The 20728-nt window shown below is 69.5% G+C and carries 18 protein-coding genes and 1 pseudogene; 14 read left to right on the forward strand and 5 right to left on the reverse strand.

Features of this window, described 5'->3' with window-relative positions; all coding sequences use genetic code 11:
• The first annotated feature begins 47 nt into the window (after positions 1-47).
• The 3 genes and pseudogenes from R4I43_RS13405 to R4I43_RS13415 form a co-directional block, all read left to right on the forward strand.
• On the forward strand, positions 48-1064 hold the full coding sequence (locus R4I43_RS13405) for a LacI family DNA-binding transcriptional regulator (protein ID WP_324265938.1): 1017 nt from the start codon (positions 48-50) through the stop codon (positions 1062-1064).
• Between the two features lie 95 nt (positions 1065-1159).
• The gene (locus R4I43_RS13410) at positions 1160-2716 is read left to right on the forward strand and encodes a glycoside hydrolase family 13 protein (RefSeq protein WP_324265939.1); all 1557 of its coding nucleotides are present in this window, start codon (positions 1160-1162) and stop codon (positions 2714-2716) included.
• Between the two features lie 67 nt (positions 2717-2783).
• Positions 2784-3302, forward strand: a pseudogene (locus R4I43_RS13415) (M23 family metallopeptidase); the annotation flags it as partial.
• A 70-nt stretch (positions 3303-3372) separates the two neighbouring features.
• Here the strand turns inward: R4I43_RS13415 and asnB are convergent.
• Positions 3373-5301: an asparagine synthase (glutamine-hydrolyzing) gene (asnB, locus tag R4I43_RS13420; RefSeq protein WP_324265940.1), complete on the reverse strand. Its 1929-nt coding sequence runs from the start codon at positions 5299-5301 to the stop codon at positions 3373-3375.
• 237 nt (positions 5302-5538) lie between these two features.
• On the opposite strand from asnB, the gene ctaC reads away from it, so the two are divergent.
• The 3 genes from ctaC (at position 5539) to R4I43_RS13435 (ending at position 7296) form a co-directional block, all read left to right on the forward strand.
• Complete coding sequence (gene ctaC / locus R4I43_RS13425) at positions 5539-6477, forward strand: aa3-type cytochrome oxidase subunit II (RefSeq protein WP_324265941.1); 939 nt, start codon at positions 5539-5541, stop codon at positions 6475-6477.
• Positions 6478-6519: 42 nt separating this feature from the next.
• On the forward strand, positions 6520-6918 hold the full coding sequence (locus R4I43_RS13430; RefSeq protein ID WP_093416763.1) for a cytochrome c oxidase subunit 4: 399 nt from the start codon (positions 6520-6522) through the stop codon (positions 6916-6918).
• 96 nt (positions 6919-7014) lie between these two features.
• Positions 7015-7296: an Lrp/AsnC family transcriptional regulator gene (locus R4I43_RS13435; protein WP_324265942.1), complete on the forward strand. Its 282-nt coding sequence runs from the start codon at positions 7015-7017 to the stop codon at positions 7294-7296.
• 57 nt (positions 7297-7353) lie between these two features.
• Here R4I43_RS13435 and trpD read toward each other — a convergent pair whose 3' ends face one another.
• From trpD to R4I43_RS13450, 3 genes are all read right to left on the reverse strand, one after another.
• The gene (gene trpD, locus R4I43_RS13440; protein WP_324265943.1) at positions 7354-8388 is read right to left on the reverse strand and encodes an anthranilate phosphoribosyltransferase; all 1035 of its coding nucleotides are present in this window, start codon (positions 8386-8388) and stop codon (positions 7354-7356) included.
• Positions 8389-8578: 190 nt separating this feature from the next.
• Positions 8579-8986, reverse strand: a complete 408-nt coding sequence (locus R4I43_RS13445; protein WP_324265944.1) for a hypothetical protein — start codon at positions 8984-8986, stop codon at positions 8579-8581.
• Between the two features lie 120 nt (positions 8987-9106).
• The gene (locus R4I43_RS13450; RefSeq protein ID WP_324265945.1) at positions 9107-9544 is read right to left on the reverse strand and encodes a hypothetical protein; all 438 of its coding nucleotides are present in this window, start codon (positions 9542-9544) and stop codon (positions 9107-9109) included.
• An 86-nt stretch (positions 9545-9630) separates the two neighbouring features.
• Here R4I43_RS13450 and ctaE point away from each other — a divergent pair, with 86 nt between their 5' ends.
• The 5 genes from ctaE (at position 9631) to R4I43_RS13475 (ending at position 14433) form a co-directional block, all read left to right on the forward strand.
• A complete protein-coding gene (gene ctaE / locus R4I43_RS13455; RefSeq protein WP_324265946.1) occupies positions 9631-10239 on the forward strand; it encodes an aa3-type cytochrome oxidase subunit III in 609 nt (202 codons plus the stop codon).
• A gap of 88 nt (positions 10240-10327) precedes the next feature.
• Positions 10328-11134, forward strand: coding sequence for a cytochrome bc1 complex diheme cytochrome c subunit (gene qcrC / locus R4I43_RS13460; RefSeq protein WP_324265947.1), 807 nt, complete (start codon positions 10328-10330; stop codon positions 11132-11134).
• Positions 11131-12261, forward strand: a complete 1131-nt coding sequence (gene qcrA / locus R4I43_RS13465) for a cytochrome bc1 complex Rieske iron-sulfur subunit (protein WP_324265948.1) — start codon at positions 11131-11133, stop codon at positions 12259-12261. The genes qcrC and qcrA overlap by 4 nt, the downstream gene beginning before the upstream one ends.
• On the forward strand, positions 12258-13913 hold the full coding sequence (gene qcrB, locus R4I43_RS13470; RefSeq protein WP_324265949.1) for a cytochrome bc1 complex cytochrome b subunit: 1656 nt from the start codon (positions 12258-12260) through the stop codon (positions 13911-13913). The genes qcrA and qcrB overlap by 4 nt, the downstream gene beginning before the upstream one ends.
• 94 nt (positions 13914-14007) lie before the next feature.
• Complete coding sequence (locus R4I43_RS13475) at positions 14008-14433, forward strand: PPOX class F420-dependent oxidoreductase (protein ID WP_324265950.1); 426 nt, start codon at positions 14008-14010, stop codon at positions 14431-14433.
• Between the two features lie 160 nt (positions 14434-14593).
• On the opposite strand, the gene R4I43_RS13480 is transcribed toward R4I43_RS13475, so the two are convergent.
• The gene (locus R4I43_RS13480; protein WP_324265951.1) at positions 14594-16309 is read right to left on the reverse strand and encodes a DEDD exonuclease domain-containing protein; all 1716 of its coding nucleotides are present in this window, start codon (positions 16307-16309) and stop codon (positions 14594-14596) included.
• A gap of 76 nt (positions 16310-16385) precedes the next feature.
• Between R4I43_RS13480 and R4I43_RS13485 the strand changes: the two genes are divergently transcribed.
• The 3 genes from R4I43_RS13485 to R4I43_RS13495 all read left to right on the forward strand — a co-directional run bounded on the left by R4I43_RS13485 (position 16386) and on the right by R4I43_RS13495 (position 20582).
• The gene (locus tag R4I43_RS13485; RefSeq protein ID WP_407691242.1) at positions 16386-17747 is read left to right on the forward strand and encodes an NYN domain-containing protein; all 1362 of its coding nucleotides are present in this window, start codon (positions 16386-16388) and stop codon (positions 17745-17747) included.
• A gap of 383 nt (positions 17748-18130) precedes the next feature.
• Positions 18131-19177 (forward strand): C40 family peptidase, encoded by a 1047-nt coding sequence (locus R4I43_RS13490; RefSeq protein ID WP_324265953.1) that lies wholly within the window; start codon positions 18131-18133, stop codon positions 19175-19177.
• A gap of 97 nt (positions 19178-19274) precedes the next feature.
• On the forward strand, positions 19275-20582 hold the full coding sequence (locus R4I43_RS13495; RefSeq protein WP_407691243.1) for a hypothetical protein: 1308 nt from the start codon (positions 19275-19277) through the stop codon (positions 20580-20582).
• Positions 20583-20728 lie beyond the last annotated feature (146 nt).

A 20728-nucleotide genomic window follows, 5' to 3' on the forward strand; every position in this document is an offset into this window, starting at 1 on the left:
GCGTGCAGGATCGTGTCAGCAACATCTGCAGCGGAGGGAGTCTGGCGTTGGCGGGTCTGGCCGAGATCGCGGAAGCGGCCGGGGTGAGCGTGTCCACGGTGAGCCGCGTGCTCAACCGCAAGTCCGGCATCGCCGAGGAGACCCGGCAGCGCGTGCTCGACGTGGTCAACCAGCTGCCGCACACCGCCCGGGGCGTCGGTGCGCTGCGGCGCACCGGGGTGATCGGCCTGCTGGTGCCGGAGCTGTCCAACCCGGTGTTCCCGGCCTTCGCCGAAGCGCTGGAAAGCCGCGCCTCGCAGGCGGGTTACGCGTCGCTGCTGTGCAACACGCGGGCGGCGATGAGCGAGCGGGAGTACGTCCAGATGCTGCAGGCGCGCGGCGTCGAGGGGATGATCTTCGTGTCGCCGGAGATCGCCAACCCGGACAACGACGAGCGCCGGACCCGCGGCTACTACGAGAAGCTGGGCCGCGAGGGCGTCCGGATGGTGTTCGTCAACGGCGGCGCCCCGAGCCTCGACGTCCCGGACATCACCGTCGACGAGCACCTCGCCGGCCACACCGCCGCCCGGCACCTGCTGGAGCTGGGGCATCGGCGGATCGGCTTCGTCAGCGGTCCCTCGCGGGCCCTGCCGTCGCGGCTCAAGCGCGCCGGCTGGGCGGCTGCGCTGGAAGAAGCGGGTGTCGAACCCGACGCCGAACTCGTCGCGCACGGGTCGTTCTCCGCAGAAGGCGGAGCCGACGCGATGGCCCGGCTGCTCGACGGCCCGAAGCCCACGGCGGTGCTGTGCTCCTCGGACGTCATGGCGCTGGGTGCGATGGGCGAGGCCAAGCGGCGCGGGCTGAGCACTCCGGAGGACATCTCGGTGGTCGGCTTCGACGACATCCCGATGGCCGCCTACTGCCAGCCGGCCCTGACGACGCTGGCCCAGCCCATCCGCGACATGGCCGCCGCGGCCGTCGACGAACTGCTGCGCCAGCTCGACCCGGACGGCGCCGAGCGCGGCTCGACGAGCTTCAGCCGCATGTTCCGCCCGAACCTGATCGTCCGGGAGTCCACCCGGTAGCGGTGAGGGCGGTGCGCTCCAGAACCGCTCGTGATCGAAGGTCTTGTGCCCGGACAGCTCAGACCAGAACTGCCCAACTCCGGAAGGGAAGCAGTATGTCTTGGTGGCGTGACGCCGTGGTGTACCAGATCTACGTGCGCAGCTTCGCCGACTCCGACGGCGACGGCATCGGCGACCTGGCAGGCGTGCGCGAGCGGCTGCCGCACCTGGTGGAGCTGGGCGTCGACGCGATCTGGCTGACCCCGTTCTACCCCTCGCCGATGGCCGACGGCGGTTACGACGTCGCCGACTACTGCGGCGTGGACCCGCTCTTCGGCGACCTCGACGACTTCGACGACCTGCTCGCCCGAGCCCACGAGGCCGGACTGCGGGTGCTGGTCGACGTCGTGCCCAACCACACCTCAGACCGGCACCCGTGGTTCGCCGAAGCGCTGGCCGCCGAGCCCGGCTCGGCCGAGCGCGACCGCTACCTGATCCGCGACGGGCGCGGCGACGAGCCGCCGAACGACTGGGAGTCCATCTTCGGCGGTCCCGCCTGGACCCGGTTGCCCGACGGCCAGTGGTACCTGCACCTGTTCGCCCCGGAGCAACCCGACCTGAACTGGCGGAACCCGCAGGTGCGCGCCGACTTCCGCAAGGTCCTCAAGTTCTGGCTGGACCGGGGCGTCGACGGGTTCCGCATCGACGTCGCGCACGGCATGATCAAGCACCCCGACCTGCCCGACACCGGTCTGGCCGAGCAGATCTCCCTGCTGGGACGCGGCGAGCTGCCCTACTTCGACCAGGACGAGGTGCACGAGATCTACCGCGACTGGCGCGCGCTGCTCGACTCCTACTCCGGCGGACGGATCGGCGTGGCCGAGGCGTGGGCGTCGACGCAGGAGCGGCTGGCCCGCTACGTCCGGCCCGACGAGCTGCACCAGGCGTTCAACTTCGCGCTGCTGGAAGCCCCCTGGTCGGCGGCCGAGTTCGGCGAGGTCGTCACCGAGTCGCTGGCCACCACCGCTCAGGTCGGCGCGACCACGACGTGGGTGCTGGGCAACCACGACGTCCGGCGCCCGGTCACCCGCTACGGCGACGGCGAGACCGGCCTGGCGCGCGCCCGCGCGGCCGCGCTGTTCAGCTTCGCCCTGCCCGGTTCGGTCTACGTCTACCAGGGCGAGGAGCTGGGGCTGCGCGAGGTTCTGGAGCTGCCCGACGAGGTCCGCCAGGACCCGATCTGGACCCGCTCCGGCGGCGCCGACGTCGGCCGCGACGGCTGCCGGGTTCCGCTGCCGTGGTCCGGTGAGCGGCCGCCGTTCGGCTTCGGACCGGGCGGGGGCTGGCTTCCGGCGCCGGGGGAGTGGGCCGCGTCCACGGTGGGGGCGCAGCGCGCGGAGCCCGGTTCGGTGCTCAACCTCTACCGCTCGGCGCTGGCCCGCCGCCGCGAGCTGCCCGAGCTCGGCGACGGCGAGATGACCTGGCTGGACGGTCCGGAGCACGTGCTGGCGTTCGCCCGTGAGCCGGGCTTCACCTGCGCGACCAACTTCGGTGACGCCCCCGTCGTCCTCGACCTGCCCGGTGACCTGGTGCTTCGCAGCGACGGCGCGGAGTCCTGGACGGGGGAGTTGCCGCCGAACACCGCGGTGTGGCTCAAAACTGGGAAAAGTTGACGAGAAGTGGGTCTATTTCCGCCCAACTGAACGTGGTCACATGTGAATCACCAACAACGCGGAGGTGATTCGCATGCTGCGACGATTAGGGACGACCACGGCAGCGGGTGTGCTGGCCGCCGTCGCCGTGGTCGGTTTCCAGGCGCCGGCCTCGGCCGCGCCGAACTTCCAGGTGCCCTTCAAGTGCGGGGTCGAGGTGACGGCCGCGACCTTCAGCGGGCACAGCCCGGTCAACTCGGTCGACTTCCAGCGCGACGGCATCACCGGCATGGCGGTGCTGGCGTCGGCGGGCGGCACCGTGACCAGGTCGGAGAACGAGGGCGACACCAGCTACGGCCGGTGGATCGAGCTCGACCACGGCAACGGCTGGCGCACCCGCTACGCCCACCTGTCCAGCCAGGCGGTCTCGGTCGGCGACAAGGTCTCGGCCGGCGGCAAGATCGGCGAGGCCGGTGCCACCGGCGGCGTCACCGGACCCCACCTGCACTACGAGCAGATCCTCGACGGCGCCGACCGCAAGGTCGTCCTCAACGGCGAAGCCGTCCCCTACTACGGCCACACCCCCTTCACCAGCAAGAACAACTGCTGACCCCAGGACGTGAAAACGGCCGGTCCACCTCCCGCGAGGTGGACCGGCCGCTTTCGTGGTTCTCGGGTCAGAGGCGGACCGGGTAGTGGGGTTCCGGGACCTCCGGCGAGAGGCGGCCCTCGATGAAGATGGCGTGCCAGAGCATGAACACCAGCAGCGCCCACAGGCGGCGGCTGTGGTCGAGGACGCCGGAGCGGTGCTCCTCCAGCAGCTGCAGGATCGCGCGGCGGTCCAGCAGGTGATCAGTCTGGGACTGCTGGATGATGTTGCGCGCCCAGTCGTGCATCTCGTCCTTGAGCCAGTGCCGGATCGGCACCGGGAAGCCGAGCTTGCGCCGGTTGAGCACGTGCGCCGGGACGACCTGGTACAGCGCCTGGCGCAGCGCGTACTTGGTGGTCTCGCTGGTGATCTTCTGCTCCAGCGGCACCGTGCTGGCCACCCGGAAGACCTCCGGGTCCAGGAACGGCACCCGCAGCTCCAGCGAGTTGGCCATCGTCATCTTGTCGGCCTTGACCAGGATGTCGCCGCGCAGCCACGTGAACAGGTCCACGTGCTGCATCCGGGTCACCGGGTCCCAGTTCTTCGACAGGCTGTACGGAGCGCCGGTGATGTCCTTGTGCGACACGCCCGGGTCGAACGCGCGCATGATGTTGCGCAGCTGGTCGTCCCGGAAGATCCGCGCGTTGCCGTAGTAGCGCTCCTCCAGGTCCAGCGACCCGCGGCGCAGCAGGTCCTTGCCTCGCACGCCCTCCGGGATGCGGCTGGAGACCTTGCCCATCGCCTTGCGCAGGGCGCCCGGCACCTTCTCGAACGGCGCCAGCGACAGCGGCTCGCGGTAGATCGTGTAGCCGCCGAACAGCTCGTCGGCGCCCTCGCCGGAGAGCACGACCTTGACGTGCTGGCGCGCCTCGCGGGCGATGAACCACAGCGGGACCAGCGCCGGGTCGGCCACCGGGTCGTCGAGGTACCAGGTGATCAGCGGCAGCGCCTCCATCATCTCCTCGGCGGAGACGGTGCGGACCACGTGCTTGACGCCGATCGCCGCTGCCGACTCGGCGGCCACGTCCACCTCCGAGTAGCCCTGCCGCTCGAAGCCGGTGGTGAAGGTGATCAGGTTCGGGTTGTGCTCCTTGGCCAGCGCCGCGATCGCGGTGGAGTCGATGCCGCCGGACAGGAACGAGCCGACCGTCACGTCCGCGCGCATGTGCTTGGCGACCGAGTCGCGCATCACATCCACGATCTCGTTCTGCAGCCGCCGCACGTCGGCGTCGGTGTTGGCCGGGCGCGGCCGGAAGTTCGGCTGGAAGTACCGCTCGGTCACCAGCTGGCCGCCGGGGGAGACGGTGAACGAGGTGCCCGACTCGATCCGGCGGATCTGCCGGTGCAGCGACTCGGGCTCGGGCACGTACTGCAGCACGAAGTAGTGCTGCAGCGCCTTGTGGTCGATCTCCTCGCTGATCCTCAGCGTGCTGGCCAGGCTGAGCAGGCTCTTCTTCTCGCTGGCGAAGGCCGTCCCGCCAGGGCCGGAGGCGTAGAACAGCGGCTTGATGCCGAACGGGTCGCGGGCGCCGTAGACGACCTTGCGCTCGTTGTCCCAGATCATGAACGCGAACATGCCGCGCAACCGGCCGACGGACTGCGGCCCCATGTAGTGGTAGGCCGCGACGATGACCTCGGTGTCGCCGTCGGTGCCGAAGCGGGCGCCGTACTGCTCGATGAGCTCGGCGCGCAGCTCCAGGTAGTTGTAGATCTCACCGTTGAAGGTGATGGTGTACCGCTGCGGGTTCTCCGGCGGACCCCAGGTCAGCGGCTGGTGGGAGTGCTCCAGGTCGATGATGGACAGCCGGTTGAAGCCGAGGACGACCTCACCGCCCTGCCACGTGTCGCTCTCGTCCGGGCCCCGGTGGCGTTGACACGGCAGCGCGTTGGCCACGGCGTTCACGCTGTAACCGGCAGTTTCTTCGGTGGGACAGATGAGTCCAAGCAGGCCGCACACGCGTCTCGTGCACCTCTCCGAGTCGGGGGGAAAAGGCTGGCTCCAGTATGCAGAACCTCCGCTCGCGCGCTGCACGCGCGTGGTGCGGGCGTGATCTCTGCCCCCGGAGCAGTATCGCGGCTACACCTGGGCTAGAGTCTGCCCAGGATTCCGGCGGCGGATCCGCGGTCGCCTGCGGGCGAGCGGGGGTCTACATCAAGCCGCTTCGGTGAGTTTTGCACGAGGAGGCGTCGCGCAGTGGGCCTGAAGGAGGGGACCCGAGTGCCACGGCTGGTCAAGGTCGCTGGTCTGATCGGCCTGGTTGGTGTCGCGGCCACTGGCTGCACGACCGACGAGGTCCTGCGGTTCGGATGGCCAGAGGGTGTCACCCCGCAGGCCGAGGCGATGCGGAACCTGTGGACCTGGTCGGTCATCGCAGCACTCGCGGTCGGTGTGTTGGTGTGGGGGCTGATCTTCTGGTCGGTCGCTTTCCACCGCAAGAAGAAGAACGACGAGGAACTGCCGCGTCAGTTCCAGTACAACCTGCCGCTCGAGCTCATCTACACGGCGATTCCGTTCGTGCTGGTGGTCGTGCTGTTCTACTTCACGGCGGTCACGCAGAACACGGTTCTGGCCAAGCCGGCCAAGCCGGACCAGACCGTGAACGTGGTCTCGTTCCAGTGGAACTGGGAGTTCAACTACCCCGGTTACAAGACGCCGGACGGGCAGCCGGTGCGCACCGTCGGCAGCAGCAGCGAGATCCCGCTGCTGGTCGTGCCGGTCGGCGAGCGCGTCGAATACCACATCAGCTCCACCGACGTGATCCACTCGTTCTTCGTGCCGGAGTGGCACTTCAAGCGGGACACCTTCCCGTACCCGGAGAAGAACAACCAGGACAACGTCTTCCAGAACACCGTTGAGCGAGAAGGCTCGTTCGTGGGCCGGTGCGCCGAGCTGTGCGGCACCTACCACGCGATGATGAACTTCGAGGTCCGCGCGCTGTCGCAGGACAAGTTCGACCGGTACATGCAGCTGCGCACCCAGGTGAACCCGCAGACGGGTCAGCCGTACACGGCCGCTGAGGCGCTCGGCGCGATGAACTGCGGTGAGCTGTGCACGCCGCACGCGGTGACCGGTGTGCCGTTCAACACCGACCGCACCGGTGGCGTGCCCTCCGGCATCGGGACGAACAGCTAGGGGTGCCCTCGACAGGGCGTACGGCGTGAGAGCGAGGACTCCATGAAGGTCGAAGCGAAGATCTTCAACATCATCACCGTTTTCTTCTTCCTGTCCGCAGTCGTCTACGGGCTCTGGGCCAAGGAGCCGGTGGGCACCGTGGCGCTGATCCTGGTCGGCGGTCTGTCCCTGATCATCGGCAGCTACCTCTCCTTCGTGGCTCGCCGGATCGAGGACCGACCCGAGGACAACCCGGACGCGGAGATCAGCGACGGTGCCGGTGAGCTGGGCTTCTTCAGCCCGGGCAGCTACTGGCCAGTCGGCCTGGCCGCCGGTGCGGCGTTCGCGGGCATCGCCCTGGCGTTCTTCCACGTTTGGATGATCGTGCTCGCGGTCGGCTTCCTGCTGATCATGGTCGCCGGGCTGGTGTTCGAGTACCACACCGGCCAGAGCAGCCACTGACGCCAGAACTCGAAAGGCCCCTCGGTTGCGACCGAGGGGCCTTTTCGCGTCTAGGATCTCGTCCGTCGAACTACCACAAGCAGGAGGTTTCCCCTCGTGATCACCGCGATCGTGCTGATCCAGACCGCCGCCGACCGCCTCGCCGAGGCGGCTCAGGAGATCGCCGACCTCGACGGTGTCGACGAGGTCTACTCCTGCGCGGGCGATGTCGACCTGATCGCCGTGCTCCGCGTCGCCAAGCACGAGGACCTGGCCGACATCGTCCCGGGCAAGATCAACAAGGTGGACGGCGTCCTGGACACCGACACCCACATCGCCTTCCGCTCCTACTCCCGCGAGGACACGGAAGCAGCCTTCTCCATCGGCCTCGAAGACTGATTCCTGAGGTCGCGGTCGTCGAAGAACGCGACCGCGACGCTCGCCTGGCGGTTCGTGTCAGCGGAGCTCTGCGCTGAAGGCTGTCCAGCGGTCCAGGAGGGTTGCTGCGGCGCCCGAGTCGATGGCCTCGGCCACTCGGGCCAGGCACGCGTTGAACTGGGCCTGCAGGTCCGCTCCTGGGCCGTCGTAGGCGACGCAGGCGCCGGCGGCGTTGAGCAGGACCGCGTCGCGGACCGGTCCCTTCGCTCCCGCCAGGAGGTCTCGGACGACCTTGGCGTTGTCCTTGGCGTCGCCGCCCTGGAGGTCTTCCGCGCGGCTGCGGGCGATGCCGAAGTCCTGCGGGTCCAGCACGTCCTCGCGGACCATGCCGTCGTTGACCACCCACGCGGTGCTGGCGGCCGTGGTGGTGATCTCGTCCATGCCGTCGTCGCCCCGCACCACCAGCGCGGTGTTGCCCCGGGCGGCGAAGACCTCGGCGACCACCGGCGCCATCCGGCGGTCCGCGCAGCCGATCAGGCCGGCGGCCGGGCGGGCGGGGTTGGTGAGCGGACCGAGCACGTTGAACGCCGTCGGGATGCCGATCTCGCGGCGCGGCGCACCGGCGTGCTTGAACGCGGGGTGGAACACCGGGGCGAAGCAGAAGCCGATGCCGACCTCCTCCACGCAGCGCGCCACGTCCGCCGGCTGCAGGTCGATCGCCACGCCGAGCTCTTCGAGCACGTCGGCGGTGCCGCACTTCGACGAGGCCGCGCGGTTGCCGTGCTTGACCACGGTGATCCCGGAAGCGGCCAGCACGATCGAGGCCATCGTGGAGATGTTCACGCTGCCGCTGCGGTCACCGCCGGTGCCGACGATGTCCACCGCGCGCTGGGTGATGTCCAGGGTGCGGGCGTGCTCGAGCATCGCGTCGGCCATGCCGCGCACCTCGGCGGGCGTCTCGCCCTTGGCCCGCAGCGCCACCACGAAACCGGCCACCTGGGCCGGGGTCGCCTCACCGGACATGATCAGGTTCATGGCCCAGGCGGTGTCCTCCGCGGACAGGTCCGTACCCGCGACCAGGCTGCCCAGCAGCCCTGCCCAACTTCCCGCCATCGTTCCCACGATCCACTCCGTCGGTTCGCCTGTCCAAAGAAACTATCGTGCCGCGTTCCGCGTCCCCTGATCCGTCGGGTATGGCGTGGATCGCAGCGCGGTGACCCGATTCCAGCGGAAATGTGGTTTCGATATCCATTGAAATCTGGCGCAGGGCGACCGGCGTCTCCGCGGGAGCGGCCGGTCCGGGTCAGGCCGGGATGGGCTTGCCCTGGGTGCGCAGGACCTCGGCGACGGTCTCGGCGGAGGCCAGCGGGTCCAGCGGGTGGACCAGGACCGCGTCGGCCTGCGACCAGGTGGCCAGCCAGCGGTCGTCCTTGCGGCGGACGGAGACGACGATCGGCGGGCACTGGGCGATCTCGTTCTTGAGCTGCCGCGACACGCCCATGCCGCCGGTGGGCTGCGCCTCGCCGTCGAGGATCAGCAGGTCGACCTTGCCCGCGTCGACCTCGCTGAGAACGTCGGCGACCGTTCCCGCCTCGGTGTAGTGCAGCCGGTCCAGATCGGGGGCCGGGCGCCGCCCGACGGCGTTGATGATCGCCTCCCGGACCTCGGCGCGGTGGCTGAACACGAGAACGTTCGTTGTTGCGGTGCTCATCACTGGCTCCTCGGCGAGCTTGCGGGACACCCGCACCCGGTCTGCGCAGCACGGGGCTTTAACAGGTCCGAATGCTAGCCGCCCGAGCGGGTGTGACAGTAGCCACCCGGCCGGATTCGATCATTCGGCCCCGGGCTGCAGGGCGTCCCAGCCGTAGGTCTGCCCGCCGTGCCGTTGGGCCAGTCCGGCCATCCGAGAGCTCTCCTGTGAGCAATGCAACGCATCCAATCGCTGCACACGGAGCGCGACCAACGGGGTCAAATCGGGCACGCTGAGCTCATCAGCGCGTCCTCCGGGGCGCAGAACCCAGTCATCTTGGGCCAGCACGGCCCTCGCGGTGTCGACCACGTCACCCGGAATTGCCAGGTGGTGGCGCAGCACGGCCGGGTCGTCCGGGTTCCACCCGGTGGCCCTGGCCAGTGCCGTCGAAGCGGCCTCGGCGTCGTCGTAGGACCACACCACCACCTGCAGTCCGGGATCATCGATGCTGATCACGGGCTTGCGGCGGTCCCGGCGACCGATTCCGACGGCCGCCAGAGCGGACCGAAGAGCTTTCACGTTGAGTTACCTCCAGATCGCAATCCGATCACCCTGCGGTCGTAGGGGAGGCCCCGAAAGCGCGAGGGGAAAAGCTGCAAGACATAATGCGTCGCGTGACAACGGCAGCGCCCTCAATCAGTCAACGCGTGCACTCGCTGAACCGACCCAACATGGTCAGCGTGGGCACCATCGTTTGGTTGGCCAGCGAGCTGATGTTCTTCGCTGGGCTCTTCGCCATGTTCTTCACGGTGAAGGCGCAGAACGAGGGCGTGTGGCCACCACCGCCCACTCACCTGAACCTCCCGTTGGCCCTCCCGTTCACGATCATCCTGGTGGCGTCCTCGTTCACCTGCCAGTGGGGCGTGTTCGCGGCCGAGCGGGGTGACGTCTTCGGCCTGCGCCGCTGGTACGTGATCACCCTGATCATGGGCACGATCTTCGTGTTCGGGCAGGGCTACGAGTACTCGCAGCTCGTCGCGCACGGGACGACGCTGGCGTCGTCGGCCTACGGCACCGTCTTCTACATGACGACCGGGTTCCACGGGCTGCACGTCATCGGTGGGCTGGTCGCCTTCGTCTTCCTGCTCATCAGGACGAAGCTCAGCAAGTTCACGCCGGCCCAAGCCATCGCAGCGATCGTCGTGTCGTACTACTGGCACTTCGTGGACATCGTGTGGATCGGCCTCTTCGCCGTGATCTACCTCGTCCCGTGATCGCTCCTCCAGCGAGGAACCTCGATCGCCTGGCTCGAACGAGGCCGAAACGAACACCCCGAACCGGACAGCAAGGGTTGCCGCACTCATGACCACCACTAAGAAACGGAACCGCGCGGGCTCGAAGCTCAAGCGGCGGATCTCCGGTGTACTGGCGCTGGGCATTGCGTTGGTGGGTGCCGGTGGGCTGTACACCGTCGTGACTCCCGAGCCGCAGACCGCGCACGCCGCAGCGGACCCGGCGCTGGTGAGGCAGGGCGAGCAGCTCTACAACAACGCCTGCATCAGCTGCCACGGATCCAACCTGCAGGGCGTGCAGGACCGTGGTCCCAGCCTGACGGGCGTCGGCGAAGCCGCCGTGCACTTCCAGGTCTCCACCGGCCGCATGCCGATGGTCCGCCAGGAAGCGCAGGCGATGCGCAAGCCGCCGAAGTTCACCCCGGAAGAGATCGACGCGCTGGGCGCTTACGTGCAGACCTACGGCGGTGGGCCGGAGTCGCCGAAGCAGTCCGGTGAGGCGCTGCAGGGCGGCGACCCCGCCCGCGGTGGCGAGCTCTACCGCCTGAACTGCTCTTCCTGCCACAACTTCACCGGGCGCGGTATCGCGATGTCCTCCGGCAAGTTCGCCCCGAACCTGCACGAGGCGACCGAGCAGGACATCTACAACGCGATGCTCACCGGGCCGCAGAACATGCCGAAGTTCTCGGACCGGCAGCTCACCCCGGAAGAGAAGAAAGATATCATCGCCTACGTCAAGTCCGTGACCAACGGGAACAACAACCCGGGCGGCAATGACCTCGGCGGCTACGGGCCGGGACCGGAGACGGTGATCGCCTGGGTCGTGGGACTCGGCGCGCTGATCGGCCTCACCCTGTGGATCGGAGCCAGGGCATGAGTGACCAAGAGAACAAGGACTACACCGAGGCCGAACTGGCCGAGATGAGCCGCGACGAGAAGATGCGGCTGGGCCTCGCCCTCGACGACGTCGAGCTCGTCGAGTACCGGGACAACTGGCCGGTCAAGGGCACCCGCGCCGAGCGCCGGGCCGAGCGCAACGTCGCCGCCTGGTTCGCCCTGGCCGGACTGTCCGCGCTGGCGTTCATCGCGGTGTTCATCTTCTGGCCGTGGGACTACCAGCCCTCGACCGAGCCGCGCGAGCACTTCATCTACTCGCTGTACAACCCGCTGATCGGTTTCTTCCTCGGCCTGTCGATCCTGGCCGTGGGCATCGGCGTCGTGCAGTACCAGAAGAAGTTCATCCCGCACGAGGTCGCGGTGCAGCAGCGCCACGACGGCCACGGCTCCAGCGAGGTGGACCGGCAGACGACCGCCGCGATCCTGGCCGACGCCGGAGAGCGCAGCGGCATCGCCCGCCGCAAGATGATCACGCGTTCCGCGGGCTTCGGCCTGGGGGCCTTCGGCCTCGGCGCCGGCGTGTTCGCCCTCGGCGGCATGGTGCGCAACCCCTGGGCCGAGGAGGGTCAGGAGTCGCTGCTGCACACCGGCTGGATGCCGGAGCACCCCGGCGAGAAGATCTACCTGCGTCGCGACACGGGCAACCCGCACGACGTCTCGCTGCTGCGGCCCGAGGACATCGACGCCGGTGGCTTCGAGACCGTCTTCCCGTTCCGCGAAGCCTGGCGGCACGACGAGCACGAGCTGATCACCTCGATGCGCAAGGGCGACGCGCCGGTCATGCTGATCCGGCTGCGTCCCGGCAGCAAGCCGGTCAAGCGCAAGGGGCAGGAAGACTTCAACTACGGCGACTACTACGCCTACTCGAAGATCTGCACCCACCTGGGCTGCCCGACGTCGCTGTTCGAGCAGCAGACCGGCCGCCTGCTCTGCCCGTGCCACCAGTCGCAGTTCGACGTGGTCAACACCTATGCGAAGCCGGTGTTCGGCCCGGCCACGCGTGCCCTGCCCCAGCTGCCGATCACGGTGGACGAGGACGGCTACTTCGTGGCGAAAGGCGACTTCATCGAGCCCGTCGGTCCGGCGTACTGGGAGCGTAAGTCATGAGTTCGATCACCACGCCCACGAAGGGAGAGAGCAAGCTGTACGGCAAAGTCGCGCACGCGGCCGACGAGCTGGACACGCGCTACCGGCTCGCTCCCGGCATGCGGCGGCAGCTGAACAAGGTCTTCCCGACGCACTGGTCGTTCCTGCTCGGCGAGATCGCGCTCTACACGTTCATCCTGCTGCTGATCACGGGCACCTACCTGGCGTTCTTCTTCGACCCCTCGATGCAGGAGGTCGAGTACCAGGGCGTGTACACGAACCTGCGCGGTGTGGAGATGTCGCGGGCGTTCGAGAGCGCGCTGAACATCTCCTTCGAGGTCCGCGGCGGCCTGTTCGCCCGTCAGCTGCACCACTGGGCGGCGCTGCTGTTCATGGCGTCGATGGTGGCGCACATGATGCGCATCTTCTTCACCGGTGCGTTCCGGCGCCCGCGTGAGACGAACTGGATGATCGGCGTCACGCTGTTCATCCTGGGCATGTTCGAGGGCTTCACCGGCTACTCGCTGCCGGACGACCTGCTGTCGGGCACCGGTGTTCGCATCGCCTCCGGCATCGCGATGTCCATCCCGGTGCTGGGCACCTGGGTGCACTGGATCCTGTTCGGCGCCGAGTTCCCCGGCACCGACCTGATCCCGCGGTTCTACCTGTTCCACGTGTTCCTGCTGCCGGGTCTGATCCTGGGTCTGGTCGCGGCGCACCTGGCGCTGGTCTGGTACCAGAAGCACACCCAGTTCCCGGGTGTGAAGCGCACCGAGAGCAACGTGGTCGGCGTCCGGATCATGCCGGTGTTCGCGGTCAAGGCCGGTGCCTTCTTCGCGATGGTCGTCGGCGTCTGCGCGATCATGGCCGGTGTCTTCCAGATCAACCCGATCTGGAACCTGGGCCCCTACATCGCCTCGCAGATCTCCGCCGCCTCGCAGCCCGACTGGTACATGATCTGGACGGACGGTTCGTCGCGTCTGTGGCCGGCCTGGGAGGTCTACCTGGGACCGTTCACGATCCCGGCGGTGTTCTTCCCGACCGTGCTGTTCATGGGCATGATCTTCACGGCGGCGATCATGTACCCGGCCATCGAGCGCAAGCTCAGCGGCGACGACGCGCACCACAACCTGCTGCAGCGTCCGCGCGACAACCCGGTACGCACCTCGCTGGGTGCGATGGCGCTGACGTTCTTCATGGTGCTGATGATCTCCGGTACCAACGACATCATCGCGTTCGAGTTCAACATCTCGCTGAACGCGATGACCTGGGCCGGCCGCATCGGCCTGCTGGTCGCGCCGCCGATCGCCTACTGGATCACCTACCGCATGTGCCTGGGTCTCCAGCACAGCGACCGGGAGGTCCTGGAGCACGGTGTCGAGACCGGCATCATCAAGCGGCTCCCGCACGGTGAGTTCATCGAGGTCCACCAGCCGCTCGGCCCGGTGGACGAGCACGGTCACCCGCACGAGCTCGCCTACCAGGGCGCTCCGGTGCCGAAGAAGATGAACAAGCTGGGCGCCGCCGGTCAGCCGGTCGCGGGCAGCCTGACGCGGCCCGACCCGGTCGAGGAGACCGCCGCGCTGGAGCAGGCCCGTCACGACGACGCGGTCCGCGAAGCCGAGGAGCGCGCGCAGCTGACCGCTGGCAAGCACTCGCGGTCGGCGGAGTAAGCACCGAAAAGCCGAACGGCCCGGTACCCCGAGCGGGTGCCGGGCCGTTTCGCGTCTCCGGCACGGGATCTCGACGATCGGTAGCGTTCCCGTCATGGCTACGTTGCAGGATCCGAAGGTCCGCGAGTTCCTCTCCCTGGGCACCCGCACCGGGTTGCTCGGCTTCACGGCCGCCGACGGGCGCCCGCTGGTGGCGCCGGTGTGGTTCGTCGTCGACGGCGACGTGCTGGTGTTCAACACCGGCAAGGACACCGCCAAGGGCAAGTCCATCCTCCGCGACCCGAGGCTGGCGCTGTGCGTCGATCTGCCCCAGCCCCCGTTCGCCTTCGTGCAGGTCCAGGGCACCGCCGAGGTTTCCGAGGATCCCCAGGACCTCGTCGACACGGCCACGACGATCGCCGCCCGCTACATGGGCCCGGACAAGGCCGAGGAGTTCGGCCGCCGCAACGGCGTCCCCGGCGAACTGGTCGTCCGCCTCCGCCCCACCAAGATCAACGCCGCCTTCGACATGACCGCCTGACCGAGCCGGCCTCGAACCCCGATTACCGCCGTAATCAGGCCCCCGATCACGGCCGTTTTCCGGGTGGTGGACGGATTACGGCGGTTTTCAGGGGACGGATTACGGCGGTAATCCGTGGTCTGAACACCGGAGTGTTCGGGAGCCCCAGGCAGGGGTCGGGTCAGTTGATGGCTGCGTAGGGGGTTCTGCCTGTGGTGGCCTTGTCGAGCCAGGTTCGCCAGGAGCCCGCGGCGCCCGCTGGTTCGGTCCAGGGGGTGGTGGTGCGGACGAGACGGGTTCCGCCGGTGGTGAGCCAGCGGTAGATGACCCGGACCTCGTCGGCGGTGGCGCCGTGCAGGGGGCCAGGACCGTCGAGGACCGTTTCCGCGGAGGCCTGGAGCATGTCGACCACCGGCATCGGTGGGACGCCCCGGCGGGCGACTCCGGCGGAGGCGAGGCGACCGTGGCGGATGACGGCCAGGTGCCAGCCCTTGCGCCCGTCGGGCCTGGCCGCCACGAGCTCCGGGACCGCCGCGAGCGAGGAGAGCCGCTGGCCGCGGTCCAGCGAGCGGACCAGGTCGGCGAGCCGGTCGCGGTGCGCTGCGGCGTCCTCGAACCGCTCGGCGTCGGACAGGCGCTGGAGCTCGTCGCGCAGCCGTTCCAGCAGGTCCGCGCTGCGGCCGCGGACGACCTCCCGGATGGCGATCACCTCGGGTTCGTACTGCTCGCTGGTCTGCAGCCCGGCGCACGGGGCGCCACACCGGCCGAGCTCGTGCAGCGCGCACGGGCGGCCGGGTTTGCGCGGCGAGATGCGCTCGGTGCAGCGCCGCACGAACGTCGCCGACTGCAGGGCCTCGACGGCCGCGCTCGCCGCGTGCCGGGACCCGAAGGGCCCCAGCGCGTCCTCGCGCGGCGCGCGCACGATCGACAGCCTGGGGAACGCCTCGTCGGTCAGCACGACCCACCACGCGCGCTGCGGGAACTTGGAGCGCCGGTTGTAGCGCGGCTGGTGCGCCGAGAGCAGCCGCAGCTCCCGCACTTCTGCCTCCAGCGGGTGCGCGCATTCCACGTGGTCCACCCGTTCGGAGATGCCGACCATCTCCTTGACCCGCGCCCGGCGCTCGCCGGCGGTGAAGTACTGCCGCACGCGGCGCCTGAGGTCGGAGGCGGTGCCGACGTAGAGGACCTCGTCGTTGGGGCCGCGGAAGAGGTAGACGCCGGGGGAGTTGGGCAGCGAGTCGGCCAGGCCGCGCTTGCGCTTCTGCTGCGGGGTGACGTCGGGCAGGTGCCCGAGCAGGTCCTCCAGGGTGCGCACGCCGAGCGGTCCGAGGCGTTCCAGCAGCGAGTGCAGCACGTCGACGGTGGCGCGGGCGTCGTCCAGCGCCCGGTGCACGGGCTGGGTGCGCGCGCCCAGGACGCGGGCCAGCGTGCCGAGCTTGTGGTTCGGGGTCTCGTCGCGGGTCAGGACCCGGCGGGCGAGCCGGACGGTGTCGACGACCTGCGGTTTCGGCCATTCCAGCTCGAGGCGTTCGCAACCGGCGCGGAGGAACCCGATGTCGAACGGCGCGTTGTGCGCGACCAGCACCGCGCCCCGGCAGAACTCCAGGAACGCGGGCAGCACGCTGTCCCAGCGAGGTGCGTCGTGCACCATCGCCTCGGTGATGCCGGTGATCGACACGACGGCCGGGGGGATGCCGCGCTCGGGGTTCACCAGGGTTGCGAACTCGCCGAGCACCTCTCCGCCGCGGACCTTGACCGCCCCGATCTCGGTGACGGCGTCGCCTTCCCGGTCGCCACCGGTGGTCTCCAGGTCGACGACCACGAACGTCGCTTCGTGCAGCGGGATTTCGTCGCTGACGGCGATCTCGTCGAAGCTCAGCTGGCGGTGCGCGGACATCATCGGCACGTTACGTCCCACTACCGACACTGCGGCGCGTGCGTGTGCGGCGGGTGGTGGCGATTAGCCTGTGGGAATGGCGACACCGAATTCGGGACCGGACGGTCCCACCCCTGAGGAGTCCGCTGTGGACGGTGCGCAGCAGACTCCCGGTGCTGCGCCTGTCGATGCCGAGGACCTGCCGCCGCCGCTGCGCGCTCGCCTGGCCGAGCTGGCCGCCGGTGCTCTCGACGAGATGCGATCGACGGACGTTCCCGCGGCGCTGCGCCCGGTGGTGCGCTTCGCACCGGCCAAGCGCGCGAAGCTCGGTCAGCCCGCGCTGCTCAGCGCGCTGCGCGACTCCTCGGTGTTCCGCACGGCGGTGCTGGACTGGTGCCGCAACCACCGCCCGGACGCGCTGTCGTTGCAGGACTCGGATCCGGTGGTGGTCGGGGCCGCTGCCGTGCTGCAGGGCGCCGCGATCGCCCCGCACTACGTCGAGCTGATCGGTTTCCGCAGCGAGCAGGGGCAGCTGCGGGCCGAACGCGATTCCGCGCTGGCCAAGGTCGAGCGCCTGGCCGCCGAGGTCGAGCGGCTCAAGGCGGAACTGGCCGAGGCGCGCGAGTCGGCGGATCAGGCCGCGGGCAACGAGGAGGCCGACAGGCTGCGGAAACGCCTGCGCGAGCAGGGGATGCGGTTGCGGGAGGCCAAGGACGCGGCCGAGGCCGCGCGGGCTGAGCTCGAGAGCGCTCACGAGGCGCGGGAGTCGGCGATCGCCGAGGTCGCCGCGGAGCGGGACCGCGAACGCGCCCGTGCGCAGGAGGAGAAGCAGCGCGCCGACCGGGCCGCGGCCGAGGTGCAGGTGGCGCGGGAGAGCGCGCGGGAGGCGCGGCAGGGCGACGAGGTCCGGCTCGCGCTGCTGCTGGAAACCCTGGAAGGCGCGGTCGGCGGGTTGCGCCGGGAGCTGGGCGCGGCGGGGACCGGTCCGCGCCCGGCCGACGTGCTGCGGCGGGTGCGGGAGCAGACGGCGGTCGCCAGCGTGGTCGCCGACGTGGCCGCGCTGGACCGGTTGTTGGGCCTGCCCGCCGTGCACCTGATCGTGGACGGCTACAACGTCACCAAGACCGGCTACCCGGAACTCCCGCTGGCCGATCAGCGCGATCGGCTGGCCCACCAGCTCGCCGCGCTGGCCGCGCGCACCGGCGCCGAGGTCACGCTGGTCTTCGACGGCGCGGACGTGCTGGCGGTGCCGACTTCCGGGCCCCGGGGCGTGCGGGTGCTCTTCAGCGAGCCCGGCGTGCAGGCCGACGACGTGATCCGCGACCTGGTCGCGGCCGAGCCGGAAGGACGCCAGGTCGTGGTGGCCACGTCGGATCGCGCGGTGGTGACCTCGGTGCAGCGGCGCGGGGCTTACGCGGCCTCGTCGGCGATGTTGCTGGCCCGGCTGAACCGGGTGTGACCACTCGCCGCTCGGAGGATGCCGTTGGGCGACTTCCGGGACGTGGCGGAAGTCATAGTGGATCACCCGGGTACGCTCCGTATCCCGAAGGTAGGCGTGCTGTGTTCACTTGTCCAGGTGATAGCACCGCATGATCCGTCACGGTGAGCAAGGGACTCTCCTCCGTTAGGGGAGTTCAGTGGCGCTCAGTAGAAATCGGGACCCGCTTATAGACGTGCCGCCTCACCTTTCGTAACCTACCTGAGTCCTCGTGGCGATCAGTTGCTCAGACCGGGCGACACGCGAGGCGCCGCTGATTCGGTTTTGTCGGGGAACCGGGCCGCGCTCCAGCGGGTTTTCCGCGCGTGGTCAGGCGGTCGGAAGCAGAAGGAGCTGTGCGCGACGTGGCGTCGCACGGAATCAAGCGCTCATTGCGAGGCGCCCTGGCCGCAACCGCGGTCGCTGCAGTCGTCGGCATGACCTCCGGCGGTGCCGCCCTCGCAGACCCGCCTCTCCCGAACAACGCCTCGGACGCGGCCAAGCAGGTCCGCGAGCTCCAGCACCAGGCTGAGCAGCTCACCGAGGAGACGAAGAAGGCCGAGGACGACCACGAGGCCAAGAAGGCCGAACTGGGCCGTTCCGAAGCTCAGGCCGTGCAGGCCGAGCAGGTCGCCAACCAGGCCCGCGGCGAGGAAGAGAAGTTCCGCGGCCAGGTCGACCAGCTCACCCACGCGTCCTACCAGGGTGCTCGGCTGAACAAGCTCTCCGCGCTGCTGGTGAGCGAGACCCCGGATGACTTCCTGGACCGCGCCTCCGCGCTGGACGCGCTGGCCAAGGACAACAACGACGCGGTCAAGGCCCTGTCCGCGGCCACGCACCAGGCCGAGGCCGCCGAGCAGACCGCGAAGGACGCGCGCAACCGCGCCGCCCAGGCCGAGCAGGACGCAGCTCGGCTGGCCGTGGACATGAAGAACAAGTCCAAGGCCATGAAGGAGCAGATCGACAAGGTCGAGGAGAAGTACAACGAGCTCAGCGGAGCCGACCAGGACTCGCTGATCTCCGACGGCGAGACCGGTGTCGGTTCCATCGCCGGTGCCGGTGCGGCGATCGAGGCCGTCAACGCCGCGCTGAGCAAGCAGGGCTCGCCCTACGTCTGGGGTGCCAAGGGCCCGAGCAGCTTCGACTGCTCCGGTCTGATGCAGTGGGCCTACAAGCAGGCCGGCGTGAGCATCGGCGGTTCGACCAAGACCCAGGTCTCCGAGGGCAAGTCGATCACGGCGAGCCAGCTCAAGCCGGGCGACCTGATCTTCTACTACAGCCCGGTCAGCCACGTGTCGATGTACATCGGCAACGGCAAGGCCGTGCACGCCCCGACCTCGGGCGACGTGGTCAAGGTGAGCGACTACAAGAAGATCGGCGACGTGACCTCGATGCGCCGCATCGCGGGCTGATCCGAGCCGTTCGCTTCGGGGCCGGCGTCTTCGGGCGCCGGCCCCGAAACGCTTTCGGGCACCGGATGCGTCGACCGGCGGGGTGATCGGACTTACGATGCGAGCCGTGTCTTCGACCGGGAAAGCGCGTGGCTGGCTGGTGCTCGCCGCCTCGGCCGCGGTCCTCGGTGGATTCGCGCTGGTGGGTCTGCCGTCTCCGGCGCCGGTGGAACCGCCGCCGCCCGCGCGGGCCCCGGCCGACCGCGCCGGTCTGGCAGCCCGCCTTCCCGCCCCTGAGATCGCCGTGCGCGAGCTGCTGGCGCGCCGTGAGGACGCGGTCCGCAGCGGCGACGAAGCCGCGTTCGCGGCCACTGTGGACCCCGAAGCGCCGCCCGAGTTCCAGCAGCGGCAGCTGCAGCTGTTCCGCAACCTGCAGACCGTGCCGCTGAGCCAGTTCGGCTACCGGCTCGAAGGGGCTCCGCTGGCGCACCCGCCGGTTCCCGCCGCGGACGAGGTGCTGGCGTCCCGGGTGGTGCTGCGGTACGCGATGTCCGGTGCCGATTCGGTGCCCACCCAACGCCCGCTGGGTTACCTGTTCAGCCGCCGCGGGAGTTCCTGGTACCTGTCCGGGGACACCGGTGTGGTCCCCGACGCCTGGCGCGGTCCGTGGGACTTCGGGCCCTGCGAGGTGCGGCGCACCGATCGCGGTCTGGTCGTGGGACACGACCCGGCCGCGGTGGAGCGGGTCGCGGCGCAGCTGGACTCGGCGGTCGCCGATGTGACCGAGGTGTGGGGGAGCGGCTGGGCGCAGCGCGCGGGTGTGCTGGTGCCGGACTCGCAGGAGGAGCTGCGCGCGTCGGTCGGACCGGAACTCGCCGTCGACGGCATCGCCGGTGTGGCGGTCGCCGACCTGGTGGACACCCGGACGCGGCGGGTGGAGGGCGCTCGCGTGGTGCTCAGCCCGCGCACCGCCGAACAGCTCTCCGACGTGGCGCTGGGCGTGGTGCTGCGGCACGAGATCACCCACGTCGCCGCCCGCGCGGTCACCGCCGACGGGGCTCCGATGTGGATGCTGGAGGGCTACCCGGACTACATCGGCTACCGCAAGAGCGGGCTGGCTCCCCGGGACATCGCACCGGACCTCGCCCGCACGGTCCGCGAGGTCGGCCCGCCGCTGCGACTGCCCACCAACACCGAGTTCCACCAGGGCGGACGACGCCTCGACCTCGCCTACCAGCAGTCCTGGTCGGTGGTGCACTACCTGGCCCAGCGCCTCGGCGAGCAGCGCCTGACCGAGCTCTACCGCCGCATCGCCGCGGCCACCACCCCGGACGAGGCCGAGACGGCGTTGTACGAGGCCACCGGCATGACCTCCCGCCACCTCCTGCAGGCCTGGGGCGCCGAACTACCGCACTCGCTGTCCTGACCGCACGAGACCCGCGCCCGCCGGCATGCGGGACGCGAGAACGGCGGTGCGCCCACCGGTTTCCGGTCGTCGCACCGCCGAGTGTCACCCGAAACAGCAGTCGGGGCGAAAACCGCAGGATTCGCACTGACGAGAGCTGCGGTTTT

It is taken from the genome of Saccharopolyspora mangrovi (genome assembly GCF_035320975.1).
Taxonomy (GTDB): domain Bacteria; phylum Actinomycetota; class Actinomycetes; order Mycobacteriales; family Pseudonocardiaceae; genus Saccharopolyspora; species Saccharopolyspora mangrovi.

What these genes read in the sequence shown, in the direction of transcription:
- qcrA (WP_324265948.1), top strand. Translation starts at nt 11,131, where the DNA reads ATGAGTGACCAAGAGAACAAGGACTACACCGAGGCCGAACTGGCCGAG.
- ctaE (WP_324265946.1), top strand. Translation starts at nt 9,631, where the DNA reads ATGCGTCGCGTGACAACGGCAGCGCCCTCAATCAGTCAACGCGTGCAC.
- R4I43_RS13430 (WP_093416763.1), top strand. Translation starts at nt 6,520, where the DNA reads ATGAAGGTCGAAGCGAAGATCTTCAACATCATCACCGTTTTCTTCTTC.
- trpD (WP_324265943.1), bottom strand. Translation starts at nt 8,388, where the DNA reads ATGGCGGGAAGTTGGGCAGGGCTGCTGGGCAGCCTGGTCGCGGGTACG.
- R4I43_RS13410 (WP_324265939.1), top strand. Translation starts at nt 1,160, where the DNA reads ATGTCTTGGTGGCGTGACGCCGTGGTGTACCAGATCTACGTGCGCAGC.
- R4I43_RS13475 (WP_324265950.1), top strand. Translation starts at nt 14,008, where the DNA reads ATGGCTACGTTGCAGGATCCGAAGGTCCGCGAGTTCCTCTCCCTGGGC.
- R4I43_RS13480 (WP_324265951.1), bottom strand. Translation starts at nt 16,309, where the DNA reads ATGTCCGCGCACCGCCAGCTGAGCTTCGACGAGATCGCCGTCAGCGAC.
- R4I43_RS13445 (WP_324265944.1), bottom strand. Translation starts at nt 8,986, where the DNA reads ATGAGCACCGCAACAACGAACGTTCTCGTGTTCAGCCACCGCGCCGAG.
- qcrC (WP_324265947.1), top strand. Translation starts at nt 10,328, where the DNA reads ATGACCACCACTAAGAAACGGAACCGCGCGGGCTCGAAGCTCAAGCGG.
- qcrB (WP_324265949.1), top strand. Translation starts at nt 12,258, where the DNA reads ATGAGTTCGATCACCACGCCCACGAAGGGAGAGAGCAAGCTGTACGGC.
- R4I43_RS13485 (WP_407691242.1), top strand. Translation starts at nt 16,386, where the DNA reads ATGGCGACACCGAATTCGGGACCGGACGGTCCCACCCCTGAGGAGTCC.
- R4I43_RS13495 (WP_407691243.1), top strand. Translation starts at nt 19,275, where the DNA reads ATGCGAGCCGTGTCTTCGACCGGGAAAGCGCGTGGCTGGCTGGTGCTC.